The sequence below is a fragment of the Haloarcula sp. R1-2 genome (assembly GCF_011627385.1).
GTDB classification, from domain to species: domain Archaea; phylum Halobacteriota; class Halobacteria; order Halobacteriales; family Haloarculaceae; genus Haloarcula; species Haloarcula marismortui.
Map to the genome: position 1 here is coordinate 168,787 of NZ_JAANTG010000005.1, position 23,321 is coordinate 192,107.

At 53.4% G+C, this 23,321-nt stretch carries 24 protein-coding genes and 5 pseudogenes; 18 read left to right on the forward strand and 11 right to left on the reverse strand.

Annotation, left to right across the window (positions count from 1 at the left end; genetic code table 11):
* Positions 1-218 precede the first annotated feature (218 nt).
* Positions 219-596, forward strand: a complete 378-nt coding sequence (locus G9C82_RS18670) for a tautomerase (RefSeq protein ID WP_127015005.1) — start codon at positions 219-221, stop codon at positions 594-596.
* On the forward strand, positions 597-770 hold the full coding sequence (locus G9C82_RS18675; RefSeq protein WP_164734789.1) for a hypothetical protein: 174 nt from the start codon (positions 597-599) through the stop codon (positions 768-770).
* Between the two features lie 21 nt (positions 771-791).
* Here G9C82_RS18675 and G9C82_RS18680 read toward each other — a convergent pair whose 3' ends face one another.
* On the reverse strand, positions 792-980 hold the full coding sequence (locus tag G9C82_RS18680) for an SHOCT domain-containing protein (RefSeq protein ID WP_241244147.1): 189 nt from the start codon (positions 978-980) through the stop codon (positions 792-794).
* Positions 981-1,075: 95 nt separating this feature from the next.
* Between G9C82_RS18680 and G9C82_RS18685 the strand changes: the two are divergent.
* Positions 1,076-1,405: pseudogene (locus G9C82_RS18685) on the forward strand (permease); the annotation flags it as partial.
* A gap of 1,929 nt (positions 1,406-3,334) precedes the next feature.
* A complete protein-coding gene (locus G9C82_RS18690) occupies positions 3,335-3,985 on the forward strand; it encodes a metallophosphoesterase (RefSeq protein ID WP_004966513.1) in 651 nt (216 codons plus the stop codon).
* Between the two features lie 408 nt (positions 3,986-4,393).
* On the opposite strand, the gene G9C82_RS18700 is transcribed toward G9C82_RS18690, so the two are convergent.
* The 4 genes from G9C82_RS18700 to G9C82_RS18715 all read right to left on the reverse strand — a co-directional run bounded on the left by G9C82_RS18700 (position 4,394) and on the right by G9C82_RS18715 (position 8,698).
* Positions 4,394-4,972 carry a type IV pilin gene (locus G9C82_RS18700; protein WP_121303995.1) on the reverse strand — a complete coding sequence of 193 codons (579 nt, stop codon included), beginning with the start codon at positions 4,970-4,972 and terminating at the stop codon, positions 4,394-4,396.
* A gap of 737 nt (positions 4,973-5,709) precedes the next feature.
* Positions 5,710-6,285, reverse strand: a complete 576-nt coding sequence (locus G9C82_RS18705; RefSeq protein ID WP_127014983.1) for a GNAT family N-acetyltransferase — start codon at positions 6,283-6,285, stop codon at positions 5,710-5,712.
* 749 nt (positions 6,286-7,034) lie between these two features.
* Positions 7,035-7,805 carry an Imm49 family immunity protein gene (locus G9C82_RS18710; protein ID WP_127014984.1) on the reverse strand — a complete coding sequence of 257 codons (771 nt, stop codon included), beginning with the start codon at positions 7,803-7,805 and terminating at the stop codon, positions 7,035-7,037.
* Between the two features lie 350 nt (positions 7,806-8,155).
* Entirely contained in the window at positions 8,156-8,698 is a 543-nt protein-coding gene (locus G9C82_RS18715; protein ID WP_127014985.1) for a type IV pilin, read from the reverse strand.
* A gap of 276 nt (positions 8,699-8,974) precedes the next feature.
* Here G9C82_RS18715 and G9C82_RS18720 point away from each other — a divergent pair, with 276 nt between their 5' ends.
* Together G9C82_RS18720 and G9C82_RS18725 are read left to right on the forward strand one after the other, a co-directional pair.
* The gene (locus tag G9C82_RS18720; RefSeq protein ID WP_127014986.1) at positions 8,975-10,204 is read left to right on the forward strand and encodes a glycosyltransferase family 2 protein; all 1,230 of its coding nucleotides are present in this window, start codon (positions 8,975-8,977) and stop codon (positions 10,202-10,204) included.
* A 146-nt stretch (positions 10,205-10,350) separates the two neighbouring features.
* On the forward strand, positions 10,351-10,662 hold the full coding sequence (locus G9C82_RS18725) for a VOC family protein (protein WP_241244152.1): 312 nt from the start codon (positions 10,351-10,353) through the stop codon (positions 10,660-10,662).
* Between the two features lie 1,445 nt (positions 10,663-12,107).
* On the opposite strand, the gene G9C82_RS18730 is transcribed toward G9C82_RS18725, so the two are convergent.
* Complete coding sequence (locus G9C82_RS18730; RefSeq protein ID WP_127014987.1) at positions 12,108-12,578, reverse strand: hypothetical protein; 471 nt, start codon at positions 12,576-12,578, stop codon at positions 12,108-12,110.
* Between the two features lie 413 nt (positions 12,579-12,991).
* Between G9C82_RS18730 and G9C82_RS18735 the strand changes: the two genes are divergently transcribed.
* The gene (locus G9C82_RS18735; protein WP_174790045.1) at positions 12,992-13,465 is read left to right on the forward strand and encodes a hypothetical protein; all 474 of its coding nucleotides are present in this window, start codon (positions 12,992-12,994) and stop codon (positions 13,463-13,465) included.
* 267 nt (positions 13,466-13,732) lie between these two features.
* On the opposite strand, the gene G9C82_RS18740 is transcribed toward G9C82_RS18735, so the two are convergent.
* Entirely contained in the window at positions 13,733-14,179 is a 447-nt protein-coding gene (locus G9C82_RS18740) for a hypothetical protein (protein ID WP_127014988.1), read from the reverse strand.
* A gap of 129 nt (positions 14,180-14,308) precedes the next feature.
* Positions 14,309-14,955: pseudogene (locus tag G9C82_RS20965) on the reverse strand (archaellin/type IV pilin N-terminal domain-containing protein).
* Between the two features lie 66 nt (positions 14,956-15,021).
* On the opposite strand from G9C82_RS20965, the pseudogene G9C82_RS21110 reads away from it, so the two are divergent.
* The 3 genes and pseudogenes from G9C82_RS21110 to G9C82_RS18760 form a co-directional block, all read left to right on the forward strand.
* Positions 15,022-15,153 (forward strand): annotated as a pseudogene (locus tag G9C82_RS21110) (radical SAM domain-containing protein); the annotation flags it as partial.
* Between the two features lie 351 nt (positions 15,154-15,504).
* The gene (locus G9C82_RS18755) at positions 15,505-15,903 is read left to right on the forward strand and encodes a hypothetical protein (RefSeq protein ID WP_004966533.1); all 399 of its coding nucleotides are present in this window, start codon (positions 15,505-15,507) and stop codon (positions 15,901-15,903) included.
* A 150-nt stretch (positions 15,904-16,053) separates the two neighbouring features.
* A pseudogene (locus tag G9C82_RS18760) lies at positions 16,054-16,197 on the forward strand (hypothetical protein).
* A 149-nt stretch (positions 16,198-16,346) separates the two neighbouring features.
* On the opposite strand, the gene G9C82_RS18765 reads toward G9C82_RS18760, so the two are convergent.
* The 3 genes from G9C82_RS18765 to G9C82_RS18775 form a co-directional block, all read right to left on the reverse strand.
* Complete coding sequence (locus G9C82_RS18765; protein ID WP_127014989.1) at positions 16,347-16,673, reverse strand: hypothetical protein; 327 nt, start codon at positions 16,671-16,673, stop codon at positions 16,347-16,349.
* Complete coding sequence (locus G9C82_RS18770; protein ID WP_240150095.1) at positions 16,673-17,038, reverse strand: winged helix-turn-helix domain-containing protein; 366 nt, start codon at positions 17,036-17,038, stop codon at positions 16,673-16,675. The genes G9C82_RS18765 and G9C82_RS18770 overlap by 1 nt, the downstream gene beginning before the upstream one ends.
* Before the next feature lie 107 nt (positions 17,039-17,145).
* On the reverse strand, positions 17,146-18,408 hold the full coding sequence (locus tag G9C82_RS18775; protein ID WP_127014991.1) for a hypothetical protein: 1,263 nt from the start codon (positions 18,406-18,408) through the stop codon (positions 17,146-17,148).
* A gap of 179 nt (positions 18,409-18,587) precedes the next feature.
* Between G9C82_RS18775 and G9C82_RS18780 the strand changes: the two genes are divergently transcribed.
* The 8 genes and pseudogenes from G9C82_RS18780 to G9C82_RS18815 all read left to right on the forward strand — a co-directional run.
* Positions 18,588-18,782: a hypothetical protein gene (locus G9C82_RS18780; protein ID WP_241244153.1), complete on the forward strand. Its 195-nt coding sequence runs from the start codon at positions 18,588-18,590 to the stop codon at positions 18,780-18,782.
* Positions 18,715-19,047 carry a twitching motility protein PilT gene (locus G9C82_RS18785; RefSeq protein ID WP_241244150.1) on the forward strand — a complete coding sequence of 111 codons (333 nt, stop codon included), beginning with the start codon at positions 18,715-18,717 and terminating at the stop codon, positions 19,045-19,047. Before G9C82_RS18780 ends, G9C82_RS18785 begins: the two co-directional genes overlap by 68 nt.
* 190 nt (positions 19,048-19,237) lie before the next feature.
* Positions 19,238-19,864, forward strand: a complete 627-nt coding sequence (locus G9C82_RS18790) for a hypothetical protein (RefSeq protein ID WP_164734790.1) — start codon at positions 19,238-19,240, stop codon at positions 19,862-19,864.
* 23 nt (positions 19,865-19,887) lie between these two features.
* On the forward strand, positions 19,888-20,139 hold the full coding sequence (locus G9C82_RS18795; protein ID WP_004966540.1) for a hypothetical protein: 252 nt from the start codon (positions 19,888-19,890) through the stop codon (positions 20,137-20,139).
* 635 nt (positions 20,140-20,774) lie between these two features.
* On the forward strand, positions 20,775-20,972 hold the full coding sequence (locus G9C82_RS18800) for a hypothetical protein (protein ID WP_127014995.1): 198 nt from the start codon (positions 20,775-20,777) through the stop codon (positions 20,970-20,972).
* A 175-nt stretch (positions 20,973-21,147) separates the two neighbouring features.
* Positions 21,148-22,056 carry an acetamidase/formamidase family protein gene (locus G9C82_RS18805; protein ID WP_127014996.1) on the forward strand — a complete coding sequence of 303 codons (909 nt, stop codon included), beginning with the start codon at positions 21,148-21,150 and terminating at the stop codon, positions 22,054-22,056.
* Positions 22,057-22,336: 280 nt separating this feature from the next.
* Positions 22,337-22,474: a hypothetical protein gene (locus tag G9C82_RS18810; RefSeq protein ID WP_164734791.1), complete on the forward strand. Its 138-nt coding sequence runs from the start codon at positions 22,337-22,339 to the stop codon at positions 22,472-22,474.
* A gap of 292 nt (positions 22,475-22,766) precedes the next feature.
* Positions 22,767-23,192 (forward strand): annotated as a pseudogene (locus G9C82_RS18815) (transposase); the annotation flags it as partial.
* Positions 23,193-23,321 lie beyond the last annotated feature (129 nt).

Sequence of the window (23,321 nt, forward strand, 5' to 3'; positions counted from 1 at the left end):
CACTCACCGGACCTCGGCCGGGATTCGAGGCAGATGTGCAATGTGTTCAACCTGCCCTCAGTATGACCACCCACAATTTAAATGATGCTGGTTAGATGGACCATGGGATAGGCAGCCGAAACACGCCCTTCGACTGAGGGAGCTCGACAGTCATGCCACTGACTAGGGTGGTTGGCTGGACGGACAAAATAAAAGTCGCTTTCGGGATGACTGCCCCCATGCCACTGCTACAGTTTGACATCGCACGGACGCTATCGGATGCTGCGAAAACCTCGCTAGCCGAACGCGTAACAGAATTCTACACGACCGAAATGGCGACGACTGCTGGCCACGTCGCGGTCACAATCCGAGAGCGCGACCCGGCGGAGATGCATCTCGGACGGGCCGTCGATGGACCGCTGCTGTTCCTCGACGCTGAAATCCGTCGCGGGAGGTCCATCGACCGGAAACGCGCGTTCGCCCTCGCCACGATGGAGTACGCGGCGGAAGAACTCGATATCCCCGACGAAAACATGAAAGTCGTATTCACCGAACATCCCGGATCGGCGATGATGGGCGTCGACAGAGTCGGTGGCGAGTGGAACTCCGACGAGTGAGTGTGTCTCATCGACTTTTCGGAAGCGCCGCCAGAACATCTGTTCGTGACCGGCGTGCATCCCGCCGCGCTTGTGGCCACCGCCATGGTCGCCGTGACCGTCGTGACTGCTGTGCTCCTCGTGGTGGGTGTGGCCCTCGCCGTGACTGTGTTCACGGTGGCTCACGTCACCTGAGTCGTGCGAGTCGACCACCACTCATTCACCGCGTTGCAGTTTCCGGCGGCGCGCGTCGAATTCCTCCTCGTCGATTTCACCGTTGGCGTAGCGACGCCGCAGGACGGTCAGTGCGTCGTCGGTCGTGCCACCACCGGAGTCACGCTGGGTGAGAAACAGGTACCCGAGGCCGAGCGGGATACTAATCAGGACCACCGTCCAGAGCGTCATCCACAGGAACCCACCGCCTCCGCCCGTGGTGAACTGAGCGACGAGGAATACGAACGACGGCGGAATCGACTCGAAAGCGAATCGTAGACCCGACCATGCTGTCGACACTGGGTACAATGGTAACCGAGGCGCTTCGCATCGGCGTCGGCTTCCTCTGGACGGCGGCGTGGGCCATCATCATGGGGCTGGTCATCACCAGTCTCGTTCAGGTCTATGTCTCGAAAGAGCGGATGGCGACTGTCCTCGGTGATGGCGATATTGTGGGCCTCACGAAGGCGACGCTGTTTGGCGCAGCCAGTAGCGGCTGTAGCTTCGGTGCCGTCGCCATCGGAAAGGGTCTGTTCAAGAAAGGCGCTCACGTGGTGAACTTCCTCGCGCTCATGTTCGCCTCGACGAATCTTATCGTTGAACTCGGGTTGATGATTCGGTATCAGAAACCCATACTGACTGTTCCGTGGTATCTTCGGACTGCCACCCAACAAACCTCACTGAGGGTCACACCGACGCACCGGCGAGCATTATTCGAAGCTTCGATGCGATCAACCCATTAAACAGTATTTTATATCCACTCAATTGTTACCATCCCTGTACATATGTATAGGTTTGCGAGGAACCTATGCAGCCTGCGAGGGCTTGCACGTGTGGTGGTTGTGGTGATGCTAGTCACAGCGAGCGGATGTAGTGCAATCGGGAGTTTATCCAGTGAGAATGAAGAGCTCCCATCAGAGGATGAGGCAACAGACCGCTACGCGTCGGTAAATGCCGTCAACGCAACAGTAACCACAGTCCAAACCCGGAACAACAAAACAGCCACAATCGTCACTCAAAAGCGGGAACGAGTTGGTTCGTTTGCGTATTTTGAACGAGTGATGTCGGTTAATAGAGCAGAGGAAATGAGACAACCACGGGTTGGTGAAGGTGGATTTATTATTGCGAACGGATCAACGCTTGTTTCCTATGATCCAGAGTCGAATGAGCTTCATCGAATGTCATTCCAGACCGATAATAGCTCTACAGAGGCGACGTATCCAGAACTCCTCGCCGCTGCGAAGAATAACCGCCCTGTCCCTCAGCCAACGGCGACACCGGGCATTTCACCCCTGCCAGTAGTGCCACAAAAAAGCGAGTCTGGAGAAAACAGTTCGTCTGCGTATCGTGGCGGGAATGTGACAGTCCTATACAATGGGACAGAAACGATTGACGGGCGAGAAGCCTATCGGCTAGAGCTATCTCCGGCCAGTAAAGATATGTCGCTGCGGTCACAGACGCTGTGGCTAGATACTGAGTCCTTATTTCCAATCAAACGACAGACAGAGTTCGTTGCCTATGGTGATGACTATGAGTATATAGTCACATATCGGAATGTAACGTTCAATCCGACATTCGAACCTGGAACGTTCCAACTTGAACCACAAGAGATTCCGGACGACGCACAACAAATTCAATTTAATAACTACGAGTCGCGAGCAGCGCTGGCCGACGCTGCCTCACTCCCAGTACCAGACCCGAACATGCCAGCAGAATTCGAGTTAGAAGTTGCTTCACACCGCACATCTGATCCCGAAGTGGCGACACTCAGGTATGAGGCCACTGGCAATGACACCCAGTACAGGATTTGGATTCTCAACGGGACACAGAATACGACTACGGGAGTGCCCGTGCAAGTGGGTGAGTTCGAGGCAAGGCAAACGCGTACAAACAGGACGGTACGCATTAGTTGGTCGGTGGATGGGACCACCTATTACGTGAGTAGGTCCCCAGCCGACACAGCCAATAATAGCACGCTACGGCGTGTTGCACGCTCGGTTGCTAGAACTACGTGACAGATATCTGAGTAGATATGTCGCTATCTCAGTCTTTGCAGCCACTCATAGGTCACGGTCAGCCGTTTAATTAGAGCGCCACACAGTCGTAGCTGAACGAGGTGGGTCCTGTGTTAAAAATGTTCCAGACAGGTTATCTAGATGCAGGCGTGGCACTTTCGACTGTGGTCAGATGACCAGACATCTGCTCGATTCACAAAACCGACTTCAAGATGTGTCTTGTTGAGTTGAAAAAGTCAGATGGCAGCGACAGAGCGGTTGGCCAATTGCTCAGATACGTTGGTTGGACCCGTGAGCACCTTGACAGCCTAGAGAATGCCAGTGAGGCTGCTAACAAAGGGCAATTGACCGTCAGTGAACCAACTAAGAAACTGGAATAGGCATTATCACCTCGCTCTAGACCACACACACATCGCCAGTACAATGTTGATGTGAAGCTCAGAACACCAGACTTAGCTATCGACCAATGATCACACGCCGATGGCTGGCCCGTAGGTTAATTACGGTCCACATGTCAAATTTAGGAATACGATGACCGAGGCGACGCGCATCGGGTTGCTCTCCGATATTCATGCCAACGCTGTTGCATTGAGGGCGGTCCTTGACGATATGGAACCTGTCGATGCACTCCTCTGTGCCGGTGACATCGTCGGCTACGGGCCATCGCCTCAGGCGTGTCTAAGCATGGTCAGGGACCGAAATATCCCGACCGTCGTGGGAAACCACGATCGCAATGTCGTCAGGGGGATGACTTGGGAGTCTGGCGACGAATATGCCCGCCGAGTTCTCTCTGCAGACGATATCGAGTGGTTAGGGGATCTTCCCCGCGAACTCCGACTGTTCGACGAGCGGCTCAAAATCGTGCATGACCATCCTGACGAGCAAGACCGATACACAGAGCCGGCTGACTTTTCGCCAACACTCCTTGAGGATGAAGATGTTCTCGTTTTGGGCCACACGCACATCCAACACGCCGAGACATTCGATGACGGACTCGTGATCAACCCCGGCAGTGTCGGCCAGCCTCGTGACGGCGATCCAGATGCTGCATATGGAGTCGTCGATTTATCCGACCTGTCTGTCGATCTCTGTCGGGTTCCATACGACATCGAACGCGTCCAACAGCGTATCGAAGGGACTCCGATTTCTGGCCGGAATGGAGAGCGACTGGTGTTCGATTAGAGGGGGAAGGAACCGAACGCCCCGCCACCGATGACTTACTGGCAAGCACTGATACGCTCCAGCAGACCGGTGTGTCGGTATTCGTCTCAATGTCACCCAGATACCCAACGATGGACGGGAACGACTTTAGCCCGGGACGGCGAGTCCGTCGAACATCTCATCTAACGACCAGCACATCGGCAGAACATACACCACGGCCCACGCTCAACCGACTAGTTTGTGAACTATATGCAGTTAGCTAGCCAACTGTCGAGGCAATTGCACCACCAAGGCCGATTGGGAGGCGGGAGAGCAACCGTCACAGATGACCTTCTCGACTTTCCACGGGTTGGACCCCCTGCCAGCAACAGTGAAACGTAGCTAGTATTCTCATGGCGGGAAGCCGCTCCGTTCACAGCGCAGAGGATATCATTGAGCTGTCAGTTCTGTATCGATCATCACCGTATTTGTGGGCGAATGGACTACCATGACTTCGATCGTCTCGCCAGCAGCCAGTGAACACGCGCCATTGGTTATTCGAAACTCGAAGGACGACCCGGCAGCAAACGTGTTTGTCGTGTCTTCGTGGAGAACACCTGCATCCCAAGATTGACCGACTGTTCCCTCACTAAGCAGGTCTTGGTTACCTTGGAAATTCCCCTCATCGAACGGGAAATACGTCGGCGTCGACGCGGTCCGCGTCGTCGGAGCAGGCAAATTAATGAGTCTAGTTGCTTTCCCACACGCCCTGACAACGAGTTCCATTTCAGACACTGCAACGGAGTCACCGGCGATATGTGTAATTCGGACGATTTGATCATCTGCACCGCTCCTGTCGCCAATAAATTCCGCAGTAGATTGTCCGACCACCGGGCCGGCATCGTTTAGATCATCGGTTACCCCCAGAGCAAGGACGGAGATCGTTGTTCCAAGAATCACGACAGTTGCTACCAACAAAATGGTTGAAACAACTGGAGAGACAGCGCGCGGCGACTGTGGGATCTCCATACTATACTCTCAGCATGTTTCAACGGGAATAGCTATTGGAAGCAGTCATGCAATTCCTGTATTCTCTAAAACATAAAATGGTATAAGACGAGATACGCCGCAGTAACGTCTGGAAAACCGAAATCTGAAAGAGAGAACTATCGCTACTATTTATAAGAAGCAAGCGAATGATGGAGAAAATTTATATCTACAACTTCTCTTCTTCAGACCGCTTAGTTCGCAACCGCCCAGTGGGATGGACGGATGCGAATGCTGCCTACGCGGCCCCGGAAACCACAGCTGCGAGGAAGAGCAACATAACCACAATCCGCAGTGCGGTATGAGAGCACTCAAGCATCAGCTTGAGTACCCGGAGGCGGCGTCGAACCTGTTCCGAAGTCAAATCGTGATCGTTGCTACTCATTTTTATGGCTTTCAGCATCGGAGGAGGTCAACCGTGTTTTCCGGCCCCTCCGGGCCTGCCGCCAGCTGAGACGGATGTTCTTACTATTTTAGCCGTAACTGCTTGTTTGTAAAGTATACTAATACTTCGTCCAATAGTCAGTTTCATCTGATTGGCAATAACATACCAAGTAAAATTGACGAGATGAGATTGGGTGATTATGGCAAAAGGAAGACAGCCCCAGTATAGATTGAACAGAACCAGTGAATAGCGAAACCACGGTTTGAAAAAGGAATTTACGGCTGTATAATCGCTTGGCAGAGAGGGTGAGAAGTATTACATGACACGCTGCTGCTTAGAGCAACCTGGACATCCGGTACGTCATTCCTGATGAGTTGACTAGGGAGAATCCTGCCCGATTGTAGAACTGTTGTTGGTATCGTTTTCTTTTCTCAACGGAGAGCCAAACGTATGTTACACCAGCCTGTTCTGCATGGCCGAGCCCAGCGGCTATCAGGTCACTTCCGATGCCTGCTTGCTGATAATCCGGATGGACAAATATCATGAGTTCGTGCCGGCCCGTTCCGTCGGGTACGAACCCAATATGGCCGACAATTTTGTTATTAACAGCGGCTACAACATGTATTCCGTCAAGGGCGTCAGAGAGCCATTCGCGAATAGCTTCAACGCTACGTGGCGGAACGCCCTGTGCACGTTGTGTTGGGTCGAAGTCGTCGTACATTGTGACCAGTGAATTGCGGTCACTTTCAGAATATTGACCAATCTGGACTTCTCGATCATTGGCATCAGTGACAGTCACGGGTGGGACAATGGGTCTAATCCGACGTGGTCGAAGACTGGCGGTGAGTGTCCGGATACTGTTCAGCAGTCGCGTGACCATGGTCGCTTCTTCTGGATCCTCAGTACTCATTGGATTTCGAAAACCTCTTATTTTTCCTCCAAAATAGGTGTATCTTCATGATTTCTTACGGCTAGTAGTAAACATCTGGCTCAAATTATATAAGTTCTTTGTGCGAATATTCAAATAACCTTCAGAAGAGGCCTTATCACTAATAATTCGTAGATAAACGCTGTACGCTCCTCATACTCTGGGTTGTCTACAGGCCCTACGCACGTCCGAACTTGACTGACACTCTGATCGGTTGCTTGCACACGGTGCCAATTTTGTGCTCCCCCGATGGGTGAGGTGTTTCCCGATCATGAGCACTGACCAGCAGTCCGTCGACGAACAGTCAGCCAATGATACCGAAGCCGATGACCAACCAGACATTCGTGCCCAGCATCGATAGGCACAGGCCAGTGGCGAGGTCTTTCAGGGCCGTCGCTGGGGTTGCAGGTAGATGTGTTGTCCCGACTGCCGTCGGCCACAGTCGGCGTCGGCAAGTGTCGATAAACGCTACCATGTAGACGGGAAGAGTTTCAACCCGATTCCGTGGGTCGAGGGCAGCCAGTATCTCACCAGCGAGACACACGTCAGAGCGGTGAGCCAGCTGCCGTAATCAACCCCGAACGGTGGCGTGACCGCTCCTGTCCTGCCTGTGGCGTCGTCGCTAGCCAGCAGGCTCCGCGCAGTGACGTGGACTGTCGCTGTGTCGCTGTCGTTTGAGCCTAAGACATGGGAGACTACTTCGACAGCGGAGACACTGGCACCGCTCGTGGTCACTCCCCGACTGGGTAGTACTCGTCGTCGTTCAGTGCGTCGGGGATGCGTTCGTGGTCGACAGTAATGGCCACCCCCTCGCGGCGCGCGAGTGCCAACATCACCGTTCCGTCGAGAGCGACGGCCTTCTGGACGGGGTCGGCATCACGGGCGCTAGCCACGTGGTCACGGTGGAACTCGAGGAGTGCCTCAATGCCGGCTTCAGCCTCCGAGCTATGCCCTGCGAGGATTGCTCGGATGCATCGTGTATATGCGACATAGCGTGCTTGGTCCCAGTCACTCCCGTGCTTAGCCACGTTCTGTTCGAGCCTGTCGAGATGCGTTTCGACGGTGACGTTCCCAAGGATGAGCGAACTTAGCGCTCGCGCGAAGTCGATTCGGTGGGCGAATTCACGCTTCTCCAATCTATCTACGAATGGCTCTGTTGCTCTTTCATACACTGTAGCAGCGATTTCATCCACGGTCTGGCGGGCCAGAAGAGCGGCAAATAGTCCATCGATGTAATCGCCCCATGGCCCTAGGGACGCTGGACTTCGCGGTTCCGATTCGTACTTTGAGTCCCATTTACTGTTTGCATAAACCGGCCACTCTTCAGTTAGCGCCTGAAACCAGTCGTTGGCAGCATCGACCTCGTCTAGAGCCAGCAGTCCGATGGCAACTGTCTGGCCACGGTGTGGACGGGTAATGATGGCCTTTTCAATGCCATCTTTCCCTTCCAGTAGCTCTGCCCGTTCGGCATCGACTACCGACTGCAGAGTCGACTTAGTCATATCTCATCGAAGACTCATCGTTCTGTGGTGCTTATCCGAAACTACGCTCAGTGGCACTCATCAAGGATTGATTCATTTTTTATTCGCGTACACCTCCGCACGGATATCGGACAACTGATCTGTTCGAACCAGTGTCAGTCCTTCGTCGAACTGCTGTTGGAGCCGGTCGCCAATCTATTTCGCACTCTCGGCCGATTCGACCAGCACTTCGAACGTGTAACGGTTCTCCTCGAATTTCATCTCTTGGTTCTCCGGATAGACTTAACGAATAGCGTAGAGAAGCTCTTCGCTGTTGTATACTTGAACCGATCAATGCGCTCGGTTGAGCGTCTCGTAGACGCCACGTCAACCTATGAGGTTCTCCCCATTTCGACTGTTGTGAGTTTGTACGTAGTATCGCCTGCTGGCGTCCCCGGATTCACACCCTCAACGGACATGCTCGTCCAGTAGATGGATATTGTTACGCCGTCAGCAACTCCTTCAGGATCAACATAAATTGTCTCGCCTGCCTCCCACGTCTCTCCAATCCCGACCTGTGGTGGGTTGTCACCACTTGCTTCGGTGAATTTCTCTCGCCTGCTTGCGTACGCATCGTTTGCAGGCGTTGAACTGCTGCTTGGGCGGCCGCCTATATCAAGTGATTTTGAACCAGAAACGTAGAGCTGGTCGGTTTGTGCGGTATCGCCTGCGACAAGTGTAATCGCTACCGCCTGTTCTCCGTCATCTACGGCTGCTACAAATTCACCTGATACCTCGGTGTATGGTGCGTCTGCTTGGATAGTAGAGCCGAGGTCGAGCACGAAGACGCTAATTGTTGCACTGAGTATCACAACAACAGCGACCAGCAGAATCGTCGAGATAATAGGAGAAACGGCACGGCGTCGGTGAGGCATACAGTGACCTATCCGCTATTATGATAAATAACCGGTCGCCTACGGGTGGTCAGGTATCAGGTTTAGTCAGTGGCTCTACTAGAGTTGTCCCAGATCGGAGATAGTGAAAGTCCATAGGACGCACACAGACTTCGTAGTGCTGTCGGGTAGTCTGGTGTCGAACTAGTTGTCATTCACTAGTATTAGAGATGACAGCTTGTGCTCACAGGCGCTAAATTACATCAAAACAGTGGATTCAAATGGATAGTATATACTACAATAGTTGTACGTTATGAGATGCTAATTGATACGCTGCTGTTTGCGACGACGACGTTTCTCATTTGGGTTGCGCTGGTCTATTCGTTGTCAGCGCTCTGGTGGGTAATAGAAGTCTTACCACTTGGTATCGGATGGAACTCAAGTGAAATGGACGCATGGGGGCTGGATGACGTACAGGTGCGCGTCCTCACAATCGGAGCCGAAGACGTTGTGCAGGCGACCGTTGACTCGGTTCCCGACGGCGTTGCCGGAGTCAAGGTTATTGCTGAACAAGATATCGAAATTGATGGAGCAGCGGTGCACATCGTCCCAGACTCATTCAGTTGTGAAGCCACAAACAAGGGCCGCGCTGTCGAGTGGGCACGGAGACACGTCTCCTGTGACGCAGAGTACGTATTGTACCTCGATGAAGATACACTGGTTACGGGGTTGACTGGCCTCCCTGATGCAGATTTCGTGCAGTTTACTGAGAAGCCGATTTACACGGGCTCACGGCTAGCCTATCTGTGTGAGGTGTTCCGCGTTGGGTACCAGTTCGAACAGCGTGCTTTCCGTCGTCTATCGTACCCTCTGTACGCATGGGGCGGTGGGTTTGCAATCCGGCACGAGTTGGAGGATGAACTCACCTGGGACGTGGCGACGATTACAGAGGACACGAACCTCATTTGGCGAGCTGCTGATCGATTTGACTTAGAATATCGGCTCGTCGACGCTCGGTTTCGAAATCAAGCGCCACCATCGCTGAAAGCGTTGATTAAGCAGCGCCGCCGGTGGATGTCCGGAACACTGAAAGACAATCATATCCTCCCGCTAGTGTACCAACCACTGACACTAACTCGCGTCGTGTCGTGGGGCTTTTCGCCGGCCATTCCACTGTTGATTATTGGTGCTTCGGTCGTCCCTGGTGCAACAGTTAGCATCCAGTTCTTCGAACTGATTTCGACTGCACTGCTGGTCGTCCTGTTTATTTATATGCTGTTTGGTCTGTGGGCCTACAAAAAACATCCATTGCTGTGGCCAGTGTTTCTGGTATTGACACCACTGGCCGTTGTCCTCCATGCAATCGGGGCTGCATGGGGTGTTCTTAGTCCAATCGAGGAGTTTGAGGTCACAACGAAAGTCGCACCCGAGACCATCGAAGAGGTCAACCCAGAATTGAGCGAGGGCGCGATTGCCGCTCATGATGGAGAGGACCGTCTCGTTCGGGACTCAACTGACGAATTCGATACGGAACTGTTCAAAGATTAGCTGTTGGTTACAACTTACAATAGATCTTTTCTCTGTCAAAATCGGTAACAATTGTCGTTGACAACAGGTGTTTTGACCCTGTAGAATGACTGATATGCATGGAAAAGCTATAATTTATTACCTTTGCTTGTACTGATGCGGAACGACTGGCGGAGTTCTGGTCGGAAGCTCTTGATGGTGAACGACAGGACCTTCCGGGATCGCTTGATCCAGAAATTGTTGAGCGTCCTGGCGGTAGCCCAAATCTGCTGTTCAAAGAACAACCGAAAGGAACGGAGCGCGACCTCCCCATCCATCTTGACTTGGCAACCCAGAATCGTGAGGAGACAGTTGAACAACTCCGTCAGCTCAGGGGATCCGTCCGTGAAACCAAGACCCAAGCGTACGAAACGCACACGACAACTTGGACGGTAATGGAAGACCCAGAAGGAAACGGCTTCTGCGTGAGCGAATATTAACAATAGCTGGGGTGACAGCGGCTTTGTCAGTTATGTATACGTGAGATATTTGCGGTCAGAACCAAACCAAGTACTCACCAGATGGAATAAATTGCGCAGCTGTGCTGCATAGATCCTCTATATGTTGCGCTGTCTTTTGTAGCCATCTTCATGCGAACATTTTCTACTCGGATCGACACCGCAGTAAATCAGCTGTGAATGGTTTTATGGCAGGCTAGTTTGCTGTCTGCTGGGGTTGGATATCCTCCGACGAGTATCTAAACATATCACTTACCCGTGTGCGTACCCAAGTTTCACGTGCTCTGCTTATTATGGTCCCCGGAGAACCACTGCAGGACCCGTCGGACAAACATGAGGAATATCCGCCGATCCAGTGTGATGCATGTCGGTCTGCACTGGAGTCACCCGATGGTATGCCGTCGTTCCTGCTCATTGATCAGCTAACGGTTCCGCTCGTTGGCTGTACTGATCACTTAAAACAGTTCAAGTCTGTTTGTGGATACACGACTACAGCCACCGCTGAAATCCTAAATCACAGGCCCGCTGGCGGCGTGAGCTGCCCCAGTTGTCACCTCGCACCGTACAACCCACAGCAACCGGTGATTCAGGTTCAGGATGGGGCCGTCGCCGTGCTCGCATGTCCAGAGCACCAATCTGAGATTATCACTCGGTTTCACGCAGGACTAGACACGCAGCAACGGCTGACAGCACAATTTGACGCCTCATCATAGTGTGACGCAGGCACGGTCAGTGTAGCGTGACCGATAGGCTAGTAGAAGGATAACTGCGAAGAGAGTGATTAGCAGACCGCGCGACTTGGACATGACGTGGCTTCGGTGGTGGTGATTTTGTGGAGTGGTGCCAGCCAGATTCCTGAAACATTGTTCCTTGGGCGATTGTTTCCGCCCATTGGTGTGTCCTCTTCGGCACTGCCATGCTAGCAGCAGCAATTATGTTACTCTGTGCAGCACTGGGCCTTCTGGCACAGGGCGTACAGACGCTCGCGAAGCACGGATCGTGAAGACACGGCTACTGGTTCGCCGCGGAATCCAAGTTAGCTTAGACGTGAGTCCGCTGTACTGACTAAATCTCTGCTAACTATCCAATTAGGACATCCAACATTCCTCTGCGTTGACGGCGAGGATGCAGCGTGTTACTGGGATAGTTATGAATTCGACGTCGCTATTGCTTTGGCTAACGGTGACGGCAAAAAAGTCGAACTCTCCGAGATTTTCTATAACACACTCGCACAATGTTGTAAGTATACACGTAGCGAGCGTGGCTGGGACGTTGGGCCACACGGTGGTGGGTCGCTGGTCAGCGGTCTTACCAAATTGGTAAATGCTTTCTCTGGATCTCGTATACCTCAAAAGCCACAGTGTAGGCCAGACTTGGTCGTGGCCGAACCCGCGGTCGGGTCGAAACTAGGACCGCAAACGGACACGCTACCGATCATCAGCTCGTACGTCGGCTTCCCCATTCAACAAGCGAAACGCCCCGCGCATTAACAGGATGAGCCCAACAAGCCCAGCTATGTAGCCGAGTACATTCACCAAGCCACAGAGCTTGCATCTTGAGGCGGTGAGTATACTGTATATCGTCCCGTTCTTTTTGACACGAGCAGCGGCCACTGTGTCACCCGTTGGATAGTCGAAATCTGGCGGTGACTGATACACCCTGATAAATCCATCAGCACGCAGTCCTCGGTCGAACACGTCTTGGCCCCCCTCTGAAAGGTTAGTGTACCTGAGCACCTCGGCATCGGGAGGAACTTCTGATTCATCCTCCTCCGTGACGAGAACTGGGTGCGCCGTATCCGGGGCAACGAAAAGGAGTAGACCAGCTATGATGAACGCTGCTACAGCAATTATAATGAGCGCGCGGCCACTGAATCGAAATCCTGCTGGTGTGCCCATTTTAGAGACTGTCTGAAATAGATCAGAGAGCTATTTTCAGTATCTTAATTCGTCAAGCGAGGTAGTGATTTCATGTCCCGTGCAAGTGCGTATATTCTTTGTGGCATCAGTGGCTCTCGCAGGGATGATGGCGCTCCTGCTGTCGATTAGCGCGGATGTCTTCGGCTTCCAGATCGCTATTTTGCAGCCGTCGAAAGCGGGTAGCGTAGCCTTCGCTCTGGCAGTAGCTGGATTCGCGAATGTTTCTCTTGGCGGAGACTCAAATTCGGGCTGAGACACTATGCACATTCAGCACTCCAAGCTGACGAGCAGAGTCGGTCGTCGAGATGCATACGATCTGACTATGTCGCCAGCGCTCGTCTGTGATGGATTCACAGATGGATTTTTTATGCGTCTACTAACATGACAGGCCCATGGAAAAGTGTGATTCTATCGAAGAATATATCCAGACGCTATCGGGGAGACTCGATGAGTTTGAACAGTCGACGACGACGGTGGACGACCAACAGGCGACGGTATTTCACGACCGCTCGCTATCGATCTCAACGTTTGGATTAGTCGACACCGTATTCGTGGTCGGCACGGCGGAAACAGCCTCTCAGGCACAGGCGTTCAGTGAGGCTAGCTTCAACTACGGCCTCTCCCTGAAGTCGAAACTCCCGCGGGGATTAGGCGGCAACCTCGTCGTCTATCCGGTCATTGTTAGCGAGACAGGTCTCATCGATTGGGTCCAACAGTATGACCCGAAACACTGGTCATCCTTCGAATTTCCAGTCATCATTGACCCGACTGAGGGCACCGTCGATTACTACGAATCGACGCCGTTGTGGGGTATAATCTATTACAAGGGCTTCAGGGAGACGGCTGAGACGATTCTTAAACCATAGACTCCTCATCGACAGACGGCTGGTGAAATTGTGGACCAGAGTGCTTTCTGGTTAGCTCTCTGGATTGAGTGCTCAGTGTCATCCATAATCAGTAACTCTCCAGTACTGACCCCTTCAGTAGAGTGTGCGCGGTCAATGGTGTGGATACTGCGTACTGTGGCCGGTCGGAAGTTCGACTGAGCGGGTCACTGGTTGGCCGAACTGCTCGGGTACTGAAAAGACGGTCTCTAAGGGAATGAGTAGGGAAGCGAATTTCAGGTGTCCGCTTCACCCCCGCCGAAGCCATCGAATCCCAGTAATGCCCATCGCAATCCCAGTGAGGATGAAGGGGCCTATCTTAATGTAGTCGAAGATGTGACCTGCCGATCCGCTCGTCATCACCTCGTATATCATTCCCTCGCTCTGGACGTAATAGAAGCCAGTATCATCGGAGTAGTACCATTCCGGTGGCCGGTTTTCTTTGCCGTGAACAGTATAACTGCCCTCGTTAGCCAAGGCTTCTCGGAATGCTGATTTCGCTTCTGGCGACAGATCACCGACCGGAGTGACGGTTTTACTCTCTGGCACTTCGTCGGCTTCGACGGTTCGCGCAATACGATGTGTCGATTGTGCCTCGCCAGGGTGAGGGACCAGAATAAACCCGAGTACAACGATAATGAGACTGGCGATAACGAGAGCACCACCGGCAGGTTGTCGATTGTTTGTGGAGGGCATCGATGGCACCTGTCAACGACGAGTGACAATATCCTTCCGGTATCCTCAGGCGTGGAGCGTAGCGCCATGCGTACCAGAAGGCGACCCGTGCTGCCCGTACAAAAGCGGTCTGAGCGAAACTGGTTTACTTCACAGCGAGACTGAACTTGACCCACTGAGGGTCTGTGGGACAGTTAATTGAATCTCGGTGGTTCCACCAGTCGGTGTGGTAATTCGTATCGTCGCCGAGTCACCCTCTGCAAGCGAGTTACCGAAGTTGCCTATGTTAGTTCCACCGACGCTAACATCGGACGGGGCGGCTCCGATGTCGAGCGTTATCTTGAGCCGGTCGGCGCGGTCGTTCAAGACTGGCCGCGACCCGTCGCCGTCCTAGATTATCGTCGTTCCGAACGTTCCGTCTGTGACACCACCCGATTGGCTCTGATGGACCAGACTGTACGAGCCTGATGAATCGACCCATTGATAGTCGTCTCAGACAGATCGATATTACCGACGCCCGGCGCTCGACTCACGCTGATGTTCACGACGCCAACACAGTCTTCGCCGCTCACAGTACCGATCTGTCCGGTTGCGGAGGTTACCTGTAGCCGGTTGGTGACTTGGTCAGAGCTCTGTTGCCCTGTCTGTTCGGCGCTTGATTGAAGAAATCCGGCCGTATTGATCAGAACGCCGGCCGCGATTGCCGCAACGAGTACCATCGCAATGAAAACGATGAGCGTGCCGATACCAACCTGTCCACGAGAACCATTTGGGCCCGCGTCGTAAGCGCCTTCCATATAATATCAAACAAATAGAACCGGTATATAATGTTTCCTGCAGCATTTTCACACCTGATACTTCCGACATGCTTCGACGGGCTCGAAGTACATTCCTGGCCAGATGGTGAGCTGGTGCGCTCGGCAAGCGGCCAACTCCGGTCAACGCTCAAGGCAATGCAACAGGCTGTGTCACCGGAGTTGTTCTCATGGCCGGCCCCAACCATGACCGGTGTCTCATTTTTGTGGATGACACAGCAGAGTGGCATTTCGTTGGGTATCCGGAAACGCTTGTCAGAACTGCCCCCGCGAATGAGAACAAAAATTCGATCAGCGGGTCATCATCAAGTTCACTGATCGCTCCTATGATCGAAATTCACTCCATCGTCCTCTAAGCACTCGTGTTCTGGATAACCATATCTAAGAGTAATACCGGAAACTCAGACAGATAAGTGCATCATCCGCAGCTGTCATTAAATGGCTCTGCCAGCAGGATTTCAGACGGTCTGAGTATCACAACTGGAAATGTGCGAGGTGGATTAATATACACTGAGGTGGCAACGTGTGATCATGGCACAATCGATTTCAGAGTATGTCGAGTATGAGGAGCAAGACGGTGTCGGTGTCTGGTATATTGAAGATATGCCTGCAGCCGTCGAGAGCGGCGACATGGAACAAGCTGAACAACATTATGTTGAAACAGCAAGCGATCCGGAGATGCATAGCGTCGTCGTTGAAATCGGGAATGTAGAAAACGCTAACCGCGAGGTTCTCAACCACGTCAATCAGAACTGGACTGAAGTCTCCGAAGAGTCTGGCGTCAAAACGACTGCATATGTCGCTGATGGGCTGTCACGTCTAGCAATTAGCCAGAACAATGAAGCTGAGAGCGTCACAACCAAAGGATTTGAAGACTTTGACGACGCACTTGAGTGGGCTCAGGAGCAACAGCAGAAGCTCATGGACTAAGACGGTTTAGTTTTGCAGTCACCCTCCATCTGAGATCAGGTCTCACGGTGGTAAGTAGGTATCTTGTCTCGACTGACGGCAGGCACACAAAAGAGGCGTGACCTCGACAGCTGAGAAACGGGTACTCGGGAGCATCAAAGAGTCGAGCGTGTGACGATTGACGAGAAGGTCCGCCAGTGTACGAGCGATATCAGGCGGCTGAAAGCGACGGTGAGCGACGTAAGGTTGCTCTTGAGCTGGGGACGCAACGGATGCCGCCACGTCGACATCTATGTGGCGCTGGAAAACGAGTGAGAAGTCTCACGTTCTACGCTTGCTTGTACAGTGTTGTTCGGGACTAGACGCTGCTTGGTCGCCTCTTCTGGATGGGACCGTTCTCTTGTCGTAAGCTGAATCAGTCTCCGAGCGCGTCGATCCCGGAGTAATAAACCACTCCAACCGTCTCAGTCGCGCCGATGGAGTGCGTACGCGATGCACACCAGCCCCGCGAACTGGAGGATATTGCTCACTGTCAGGAAATAATCCTGCTGCGGGAGCGAGAGGATACGGAACTGCAGTAGTATTGACCCGACGAACGTGACGGTGTACGTGACGGCGGTCAACAACAGCAGCCCAACTGCGAGATACCGCATTGATGGGTCGCCGTGGCGGTAGAAACTCTGGAGCGAACGGAAGCCGATGTAGAGCCCGACTGCGGCCGAGCCGCTGGCGAAGCCGCTGGCGATAAGCTCGATGACGCGAAAACCGTAGAGGTTCGTCTCGAATACCATCAGAAATCACTCCATAGTCGATGTAATCTGTCAGCTGGGTTCTCATCGGTCTCGGTCTCGATCTCGAAATTGAAGCGACCGTCACGCAGGGAGAAGTGAAGGTCGGTCAACACCGCTGAGTAGACCGAGTCGTGGTGGCCGTCAGGTCGCACCCGCGTCTGTTCGTCGAGGAAGCCGACCGCCTTGAGCCGTTCCACACGCCGATACAGCGTTGACGGGGATGCCTCCGTCCGGTCGGCGAGCTCCTGTACCGTCATCGGCTCGGTACTGGTTGCGGTGAGAATAGCTCTCGCGTACTCGTCGTCAAGGAGGGCAACGACTGTCTCGAGGTCCTGTCCGTCCGTCACTGTATCCCTCGTTGTCATGTCTCGAATATAATCGTCGACGATCCGCTGCCGGTTTCGACCGGGACGTCCCCGGGAATTTGGGTGTTGCACGGGTGTCCGGACGGCTGTCGTGAACTCACCATTCATCACTGGTCGAGCAGGCTGGGCGGGAAGTATACGAGTTCGGTCCAGACGTAGTTCCTGCTGGCGGGCTCTCCGCGGACGAGTATCTGCCACCTCTCTTGACTGCTAACGTCCACTGACAGGGAGTTGCCCGGCCCGATTCGGCCGTAGCTGTCACTAAACTGGGCGTCTGCCGGCTCGGGCTCGCGCGGTCCGTCTGTCCCGTCATTCGCCCCTGCCGAGACGTCTTGCAGGTAGACAGTGAACAGGTCTGCGTCGACTGAATCACCGGCTTCGTGTGTGAGGAGCGCCGTCGAATCGCCCGGCTCCCACGCGAGCCCCCAGGTGATTATCGGTTGGTCGTAGAGGCCGATGCTGTCCATATCTCGGAAGGTATCTGGCGGCATCTTCGCGACGACGGTTGCGATGTCGCCATCAACGGTCACTTCGGCGCGGTCGGCCTCTAGCGCCTCAGGGTACTCGCTGATTCGGTCCCTGATGGACTGTTCCGACACGCCGGCACCGTCCTCGAACAGAAAGCTTCGAGTAGTGTAGATCATCGACCCGCCGAATCCGACGCTTCTGGCCTCCAGAACGGCCGTGGAGCCGTCGACGGTGAAGGTTCCTGGCCTGATTCGAGTCCACGGGGGTGCCCCCACACTGTCTGTCATCCGTTCGAACTGGGATTCGGCCTCGTGCAGCCGTGTCTGACGGCCAGATTCGGCGTCGATCCTCGGCCCGACGAACTGCAACGGCTCGTCGATATAGCCCGAAAAGAGTACGTAGTTGTCCCCGTGGGCGATGACCCGCTGGAGGTCGTCGCGCTCGTAGATCCTGTATCCCTCGTAGTTGTCGTACTGCTGGTATCCGGTTTCCTCCAGCGCTGCCTTGACGGTGTCCGTGTTTACCGACCCCTTCGCTACGACGCTTCCCCGGGATTCAACCGCCCACTCGAACGCGGAGAGGGCCACACCGATGTCGTCCATCCCCGGTTTGACCCCCTGTCCCCCGTAGGGGGTCCCAAGTAGGTCCGCTCCGCGGTTATCTGGTTCGAGGTACTCCAAGCTCGTTCGGACCCTGTCGAACTGGTCGCCTCGGTCCTGCGTCAGTATCCAGTCCCGGTAGTGTGGTGACCCTGTTTCGGGTTGGTCGACTGATCCGAAGCGGACCCCCTGACCGAATGACGGTAGCGTCGTACAGCCAGCTATTGAAGTACTGCTTACGGCCAGCCCTGCCAGCAACTGCCGTCGGGTACCACACGGTTGGTCGCCAGTATCCTCTGTCATACGTCAGCCGACGATATCCGATAAAAAAGAACGGCACCATAGCTGGCAGACCTGACAATCCGTCGGAATTTTTATATACCCACTGGTGCCGAGTAACCGGTTTTTCAGTCTGAACCGGTGACGCGACGGGGGCGTTGATGAAACGGGAAAATGAGAGTTTCACAGACGTTCTCCTCCGAATGACGGGAGACGAGCAGGACGTCATGAAGGGGTTCGGTGCTTGGAAAGACCGCGGACTCCGCGAGGAAGTCGAAGCGACGCGAGAGGAACTTGACGAGGAATTCAGGGAACGTCAGGATAAACCGTTTGGACACTACCGCGCTCATCGACTACCTGCACGGAGACGAGGCGATAGCCGAGTATCTCGAACATAACGAGCCACTCCCGCTCTTCGTGCCTACGGTGGCACTCCATGAGGTATTCGCCAGCGCGGGCCGATTGCGGGGCCGTGACGGCGTTGAAGAGGCCCGCGATGACCTCGATTGGGTCAAACCACTGGAACTCTCCGCCGACAGGGCAGCTGAAGCTACATTGGTAAGGGCCGAGCTCCGAGAGAGCGAGAATAAGATCGGTTCGATGGACACGTCGGAGCGCTCGAAGATCGTTCGTTTGAGCGACTCACCAGAGAACAGGTCTTGATCCGGTTGTAGTCAATACAGGCTTCGTTTGTATCGGTTGTTTCACCCTTTCATTTCAAAAATCAATAGTGTTATCAAATATCGGTCACGTAAGTGTAACCAAGTGGACCGTATACGGCATATTCTACTCTACGATGGATAAACAGTCGCTCACACGTCGAGCTGCTCTCGGTTTTATAGCTGGAGGTGGCATGCTGCTGGTGTCTGAGTCGCTTGCGTTTACACAAACCAGTGCTCGCCGCAAAAGCGACCTTGACACGGCAGCAGATGCCAACGCACTTGTCGGATTGGTCGATACATCTAGGACTGCTCAGGTCTCTGGAGAGAATGACACGGCAACCGTGTACAAAATAACCGATAACATCGGTTCGCTGTCTGAGTCAGATATCGATGTGAGTGTTGTGAAGTTGGTTACACAGGACGGGACAGAGGTTACTTCTCCACCAGTTGATGCTACCGTCCGGAACACAGGCTTCGGCCAGTTTGACGTGGACATCAGTTGTACCAACAAAACCGATGATCTCGGGGATTCATATGAAGTTGTCCTCGATTTTTCGGCGACAACGGACGACATATCGGTTACTGCGACCCGGAGAACCAGTCCCAGGTCCTACGTCGATATCAGCTGCACATTCGACTACGGCGATTCGAACAACTATCGTGATGGTAATGATGGTGACGCCCCTCAACCAACAGATCCGAGTGGGAATATCGAGAATCCCGCTGCAGTCAACGACGACGATAGTACAACTGCGGCAGCTCTCTCTTCGGGGGGGGGCAGGAGGACCTCAAAGTTGGATACTCACTGCCGGCGGTAGACGAGACAGCCGCTGAGTACGAGATGATCTTCGACATAGAGCGCATTCAGATCGGCAGTGGCTCCTTTGGATTCTATCTCGTCAATGGTGCTGGCCAGCAGCTCACGACTCGACAAGTCCTTGCCACGGGGACCAACAGCTACCCCTTCACAGATTCAGAAGAGCAACAAATCGCTGCAAATAACGACAATCTCTATTTGATCCTCGACTCAGATACCAACGGGAAAGGCAATAGAGAACTCGAGATTGACTACTTCGAATTAAACTCGGTGTGACTCGTTTAGCGCGCAGTTCTACTGAGCGTTGTATTCGCCTAGTTGAGATTGATAGTATACGATTTCGGTAGTAGCGACTTGTTCAACAGGCCGTGAATCGATCAGTACAGGAGTTTTATCCCTCACTATAAGAGCCAACGTATAGATTAAAAAGCCAATAGCCGATTACACTCACAACTATGACACCGAAGCTCCCAGCCAGCCAGTTACCATTAACAACAAACTCACGGATATCTCCTGTAGCGCCTCTAAAGGCAAATAGGACAAGTAAAACAAGTGCTAAGCGGCGAAAATAAAAACCGAGGCCCTTTCCGGAGTCATGACTATCTGTGTTCATGTTCTAAAATTATCATTTCTATCTGAATAGTTCTTTCACTGTTCAGTTCGCAGTAGCTACCTAACGGCTGTTTCAGCGGTATCAGTGTCAAACTAATAGTATTTCAACAAAGCTTCCCATCCCAATATTTTCTACCCTGAGTGGTCCCACTTCTGGATGTTTCTATGACACGCTCTAACAGGAAACAGCTTGGTCCAGTGGTCGGGTTTCGAACCTTCCGTAGTGGATTGTGCTTGCGTGTGGCTTCCCTACCGATATAGAGGACAGGGTTTGAGAGGGGGCTCGACGTAAGAGGTGTATGGAGAAAAATCAACTCGTTGAACTCGCGCTCTACTATATTGCAATGTTGCTGCTGGTATTTTTCATTCTTAAACTATCCCAGGCCGTTGTGGGTGACATTGCAATCTGGCTCGAATTCGGTATTATCCTTGTTGTTGTCTTCGCGTATCGATATATCGCGGTCTGGCTCGGTATCGACCCCAGTGGCCGAGAGTAAGGGGATGGGCTAGCGAGCCAGGCCAGTTGCCCTGTGGGTACGCTCACGGGCTCTCTCAGACAGTTATGCCTCGGCTGGCTTCAGCAACAACCGCAGCGGACGAAGACACAGCGGTTGAGCGCGTCCCAGCGTATCGGGGAGACTTTTTTGTAGCATTTGCCCGAAGAGAATCTATATGTCACGCCGACGTGTCTCATTCGACGAGGACGGCCACATCTACGAGTTCTCTCCGGAGATGGATCCGGTCTATACAGCTGCCGACGGGGAATCGCTCACAATCGAGACTATCGATAGTCTCAGTAAAACGATTCAGACTGGTGACGACCTCCTTGATTCGATTCCGGACGAAGTGAACGCAGCGACCGGCCCAATCGAAGTAGAGGGTGCTGAGCCCGGTGACATCTTGGCGGTCGAGATTGAAGCGGTGCAGGTCACCGAGGGGCAGGGCCGAGTGGTCACGACGCCGGACTTCGGATTGCTACAAGACGACGAAGAGATTGAACACCCTGCGACCCGAATCACCGAAGTCGATGGTGACACGATCGAATTCGACGGCCACGAAGTTCCGATTGAGCCGATGATCGGGACAATTGGTGTGGCTACCGCAGAAGAGACCATCACGACACTGACCCCTCACGACCATGGTGGGAACCTCGATACCACCGACATGACCGGCGGAACCACTGCTTACTTCCCCGTATTTCAGGACGGGGCAATGTTGGCGATGGGCGACTCCAAGGCCGCTATGGCCGACGGAGAGATGTGCGGGACAGGTGCCGAAATCGGGACCGAAATCGATGTCACGGTTTCAGTGATTTCGGACCCCGGTGTTGGACTCGACCGTCCCATTGTAGATACGGGTGAGAATATCAAGTCAATCGCCAGCGCCGACACGATGGAAGAGGCAGTCAAATTGGCTAACCGTGATATCCTTGACCTCTTGCAAGCCGACCACGACATGTCGAAGACAGAGGCATACCTGTTTTCCAGTCTTGTTGGCGGACTCGAAATAAGCCAAGTCGTCGATCCACTCGTAACCGTGCGAAACTCCATCCCTGCAGAGCACTTGTCGCACCCATTCTGATTCGGGTATGGTGTCGCAGTTGTTGGTCGGTTTTGTTGAATTGGATGTGTTTCTCGCGAGGATTCAACGGCTAGAATAACGTGAGCAAACGCCAATAGGTGATAGTCTCTCAGGTGGGGTTCAACTACCCCCGCTATAGGTTATTCTATACGCCACATTTCACTATAATAACCCATTGTATATACTCTCTTACTACCGGAGAGATGTGCTCATAGTGTAATTGGGTGGAGGATATGATGGCCGAAAAGAATTATTACTATAGGAATACTAAATAGGCCATATGAGCCGGCGAGACCCACTTGCGAAAGAGCAGAAAGAGTTCAAATGTACCAACTGTGGCTATCGGACAACGGCACCGAGCAGGGAACTCACGTGTCGCCGCTGTGAGGGACGGATGAAAGATGTCGTGATTCCGTAGGCAGTCACTGGCAGCCTCCTGATTAGCTTGAAACCGATATACTAAACGGTGAAATGAATCTCTGAGCTACAACTGGAGCCACATTCGAGAGGTTGTGCTCGAAGCCATCTCGGAAACCTTTGAGACACTGTCTCCGTATCCTCTACTCATCAGAGAGACACAAAGTACGAATGCAGTGGAGTAGGAACGACTATTACTCTGCCGCTCTTGTGTAAGAGATTGTTGATACTGGAGAGCGGTAGCTGCGGAGTCGAAGAGGACAAGGGCACCGCGCCAGCGGTGCCCGACACGAATGATTCCGCTCGATGTGTTTAGGTTGGAATCGGTCGCAGCAGACCTGTTGGAGCAGGCTCGCTGGCGTGACGGTGTTACCTGTCCTCGCTGCCGTTCTGACCGGACGGTCAGCAACGGCAGCTACAGAGAGTTTCAACGGTATCTCTGTAAGAATTGCGACCGCACGTTCAACGATAAGACCGGCACAATCTTCGCTCATTCAAAGATTGCGCTCCGACGGTAGCTGTTCTCAATTTACGCGTTTCTCCGGTTTAACACGAGTCTCCGGCAACTACAGTGCGAAATCGAGGTGACACACAAAACGATGCACCGGCGCATCGAGCGCTTTGCCAGAGCGCTCGATGCGCCTTCCCTCAATCTCGTCGGCCCGGTCGAAATCGACGAAGTGTACGTCTCTGCTGGGAAGAAAGGCCGCGAGCGCGACTATAGTGCCTAGTGGAAGTTATGAAGGTAGAGTTTGATGTGTGGATATGTCTGGAGATCGCCGCAAAGAGATCGTCCGTCACCTCAGTGAGGACGATCTCGATCGACTCCTCGCAGAGTCTACGGATGA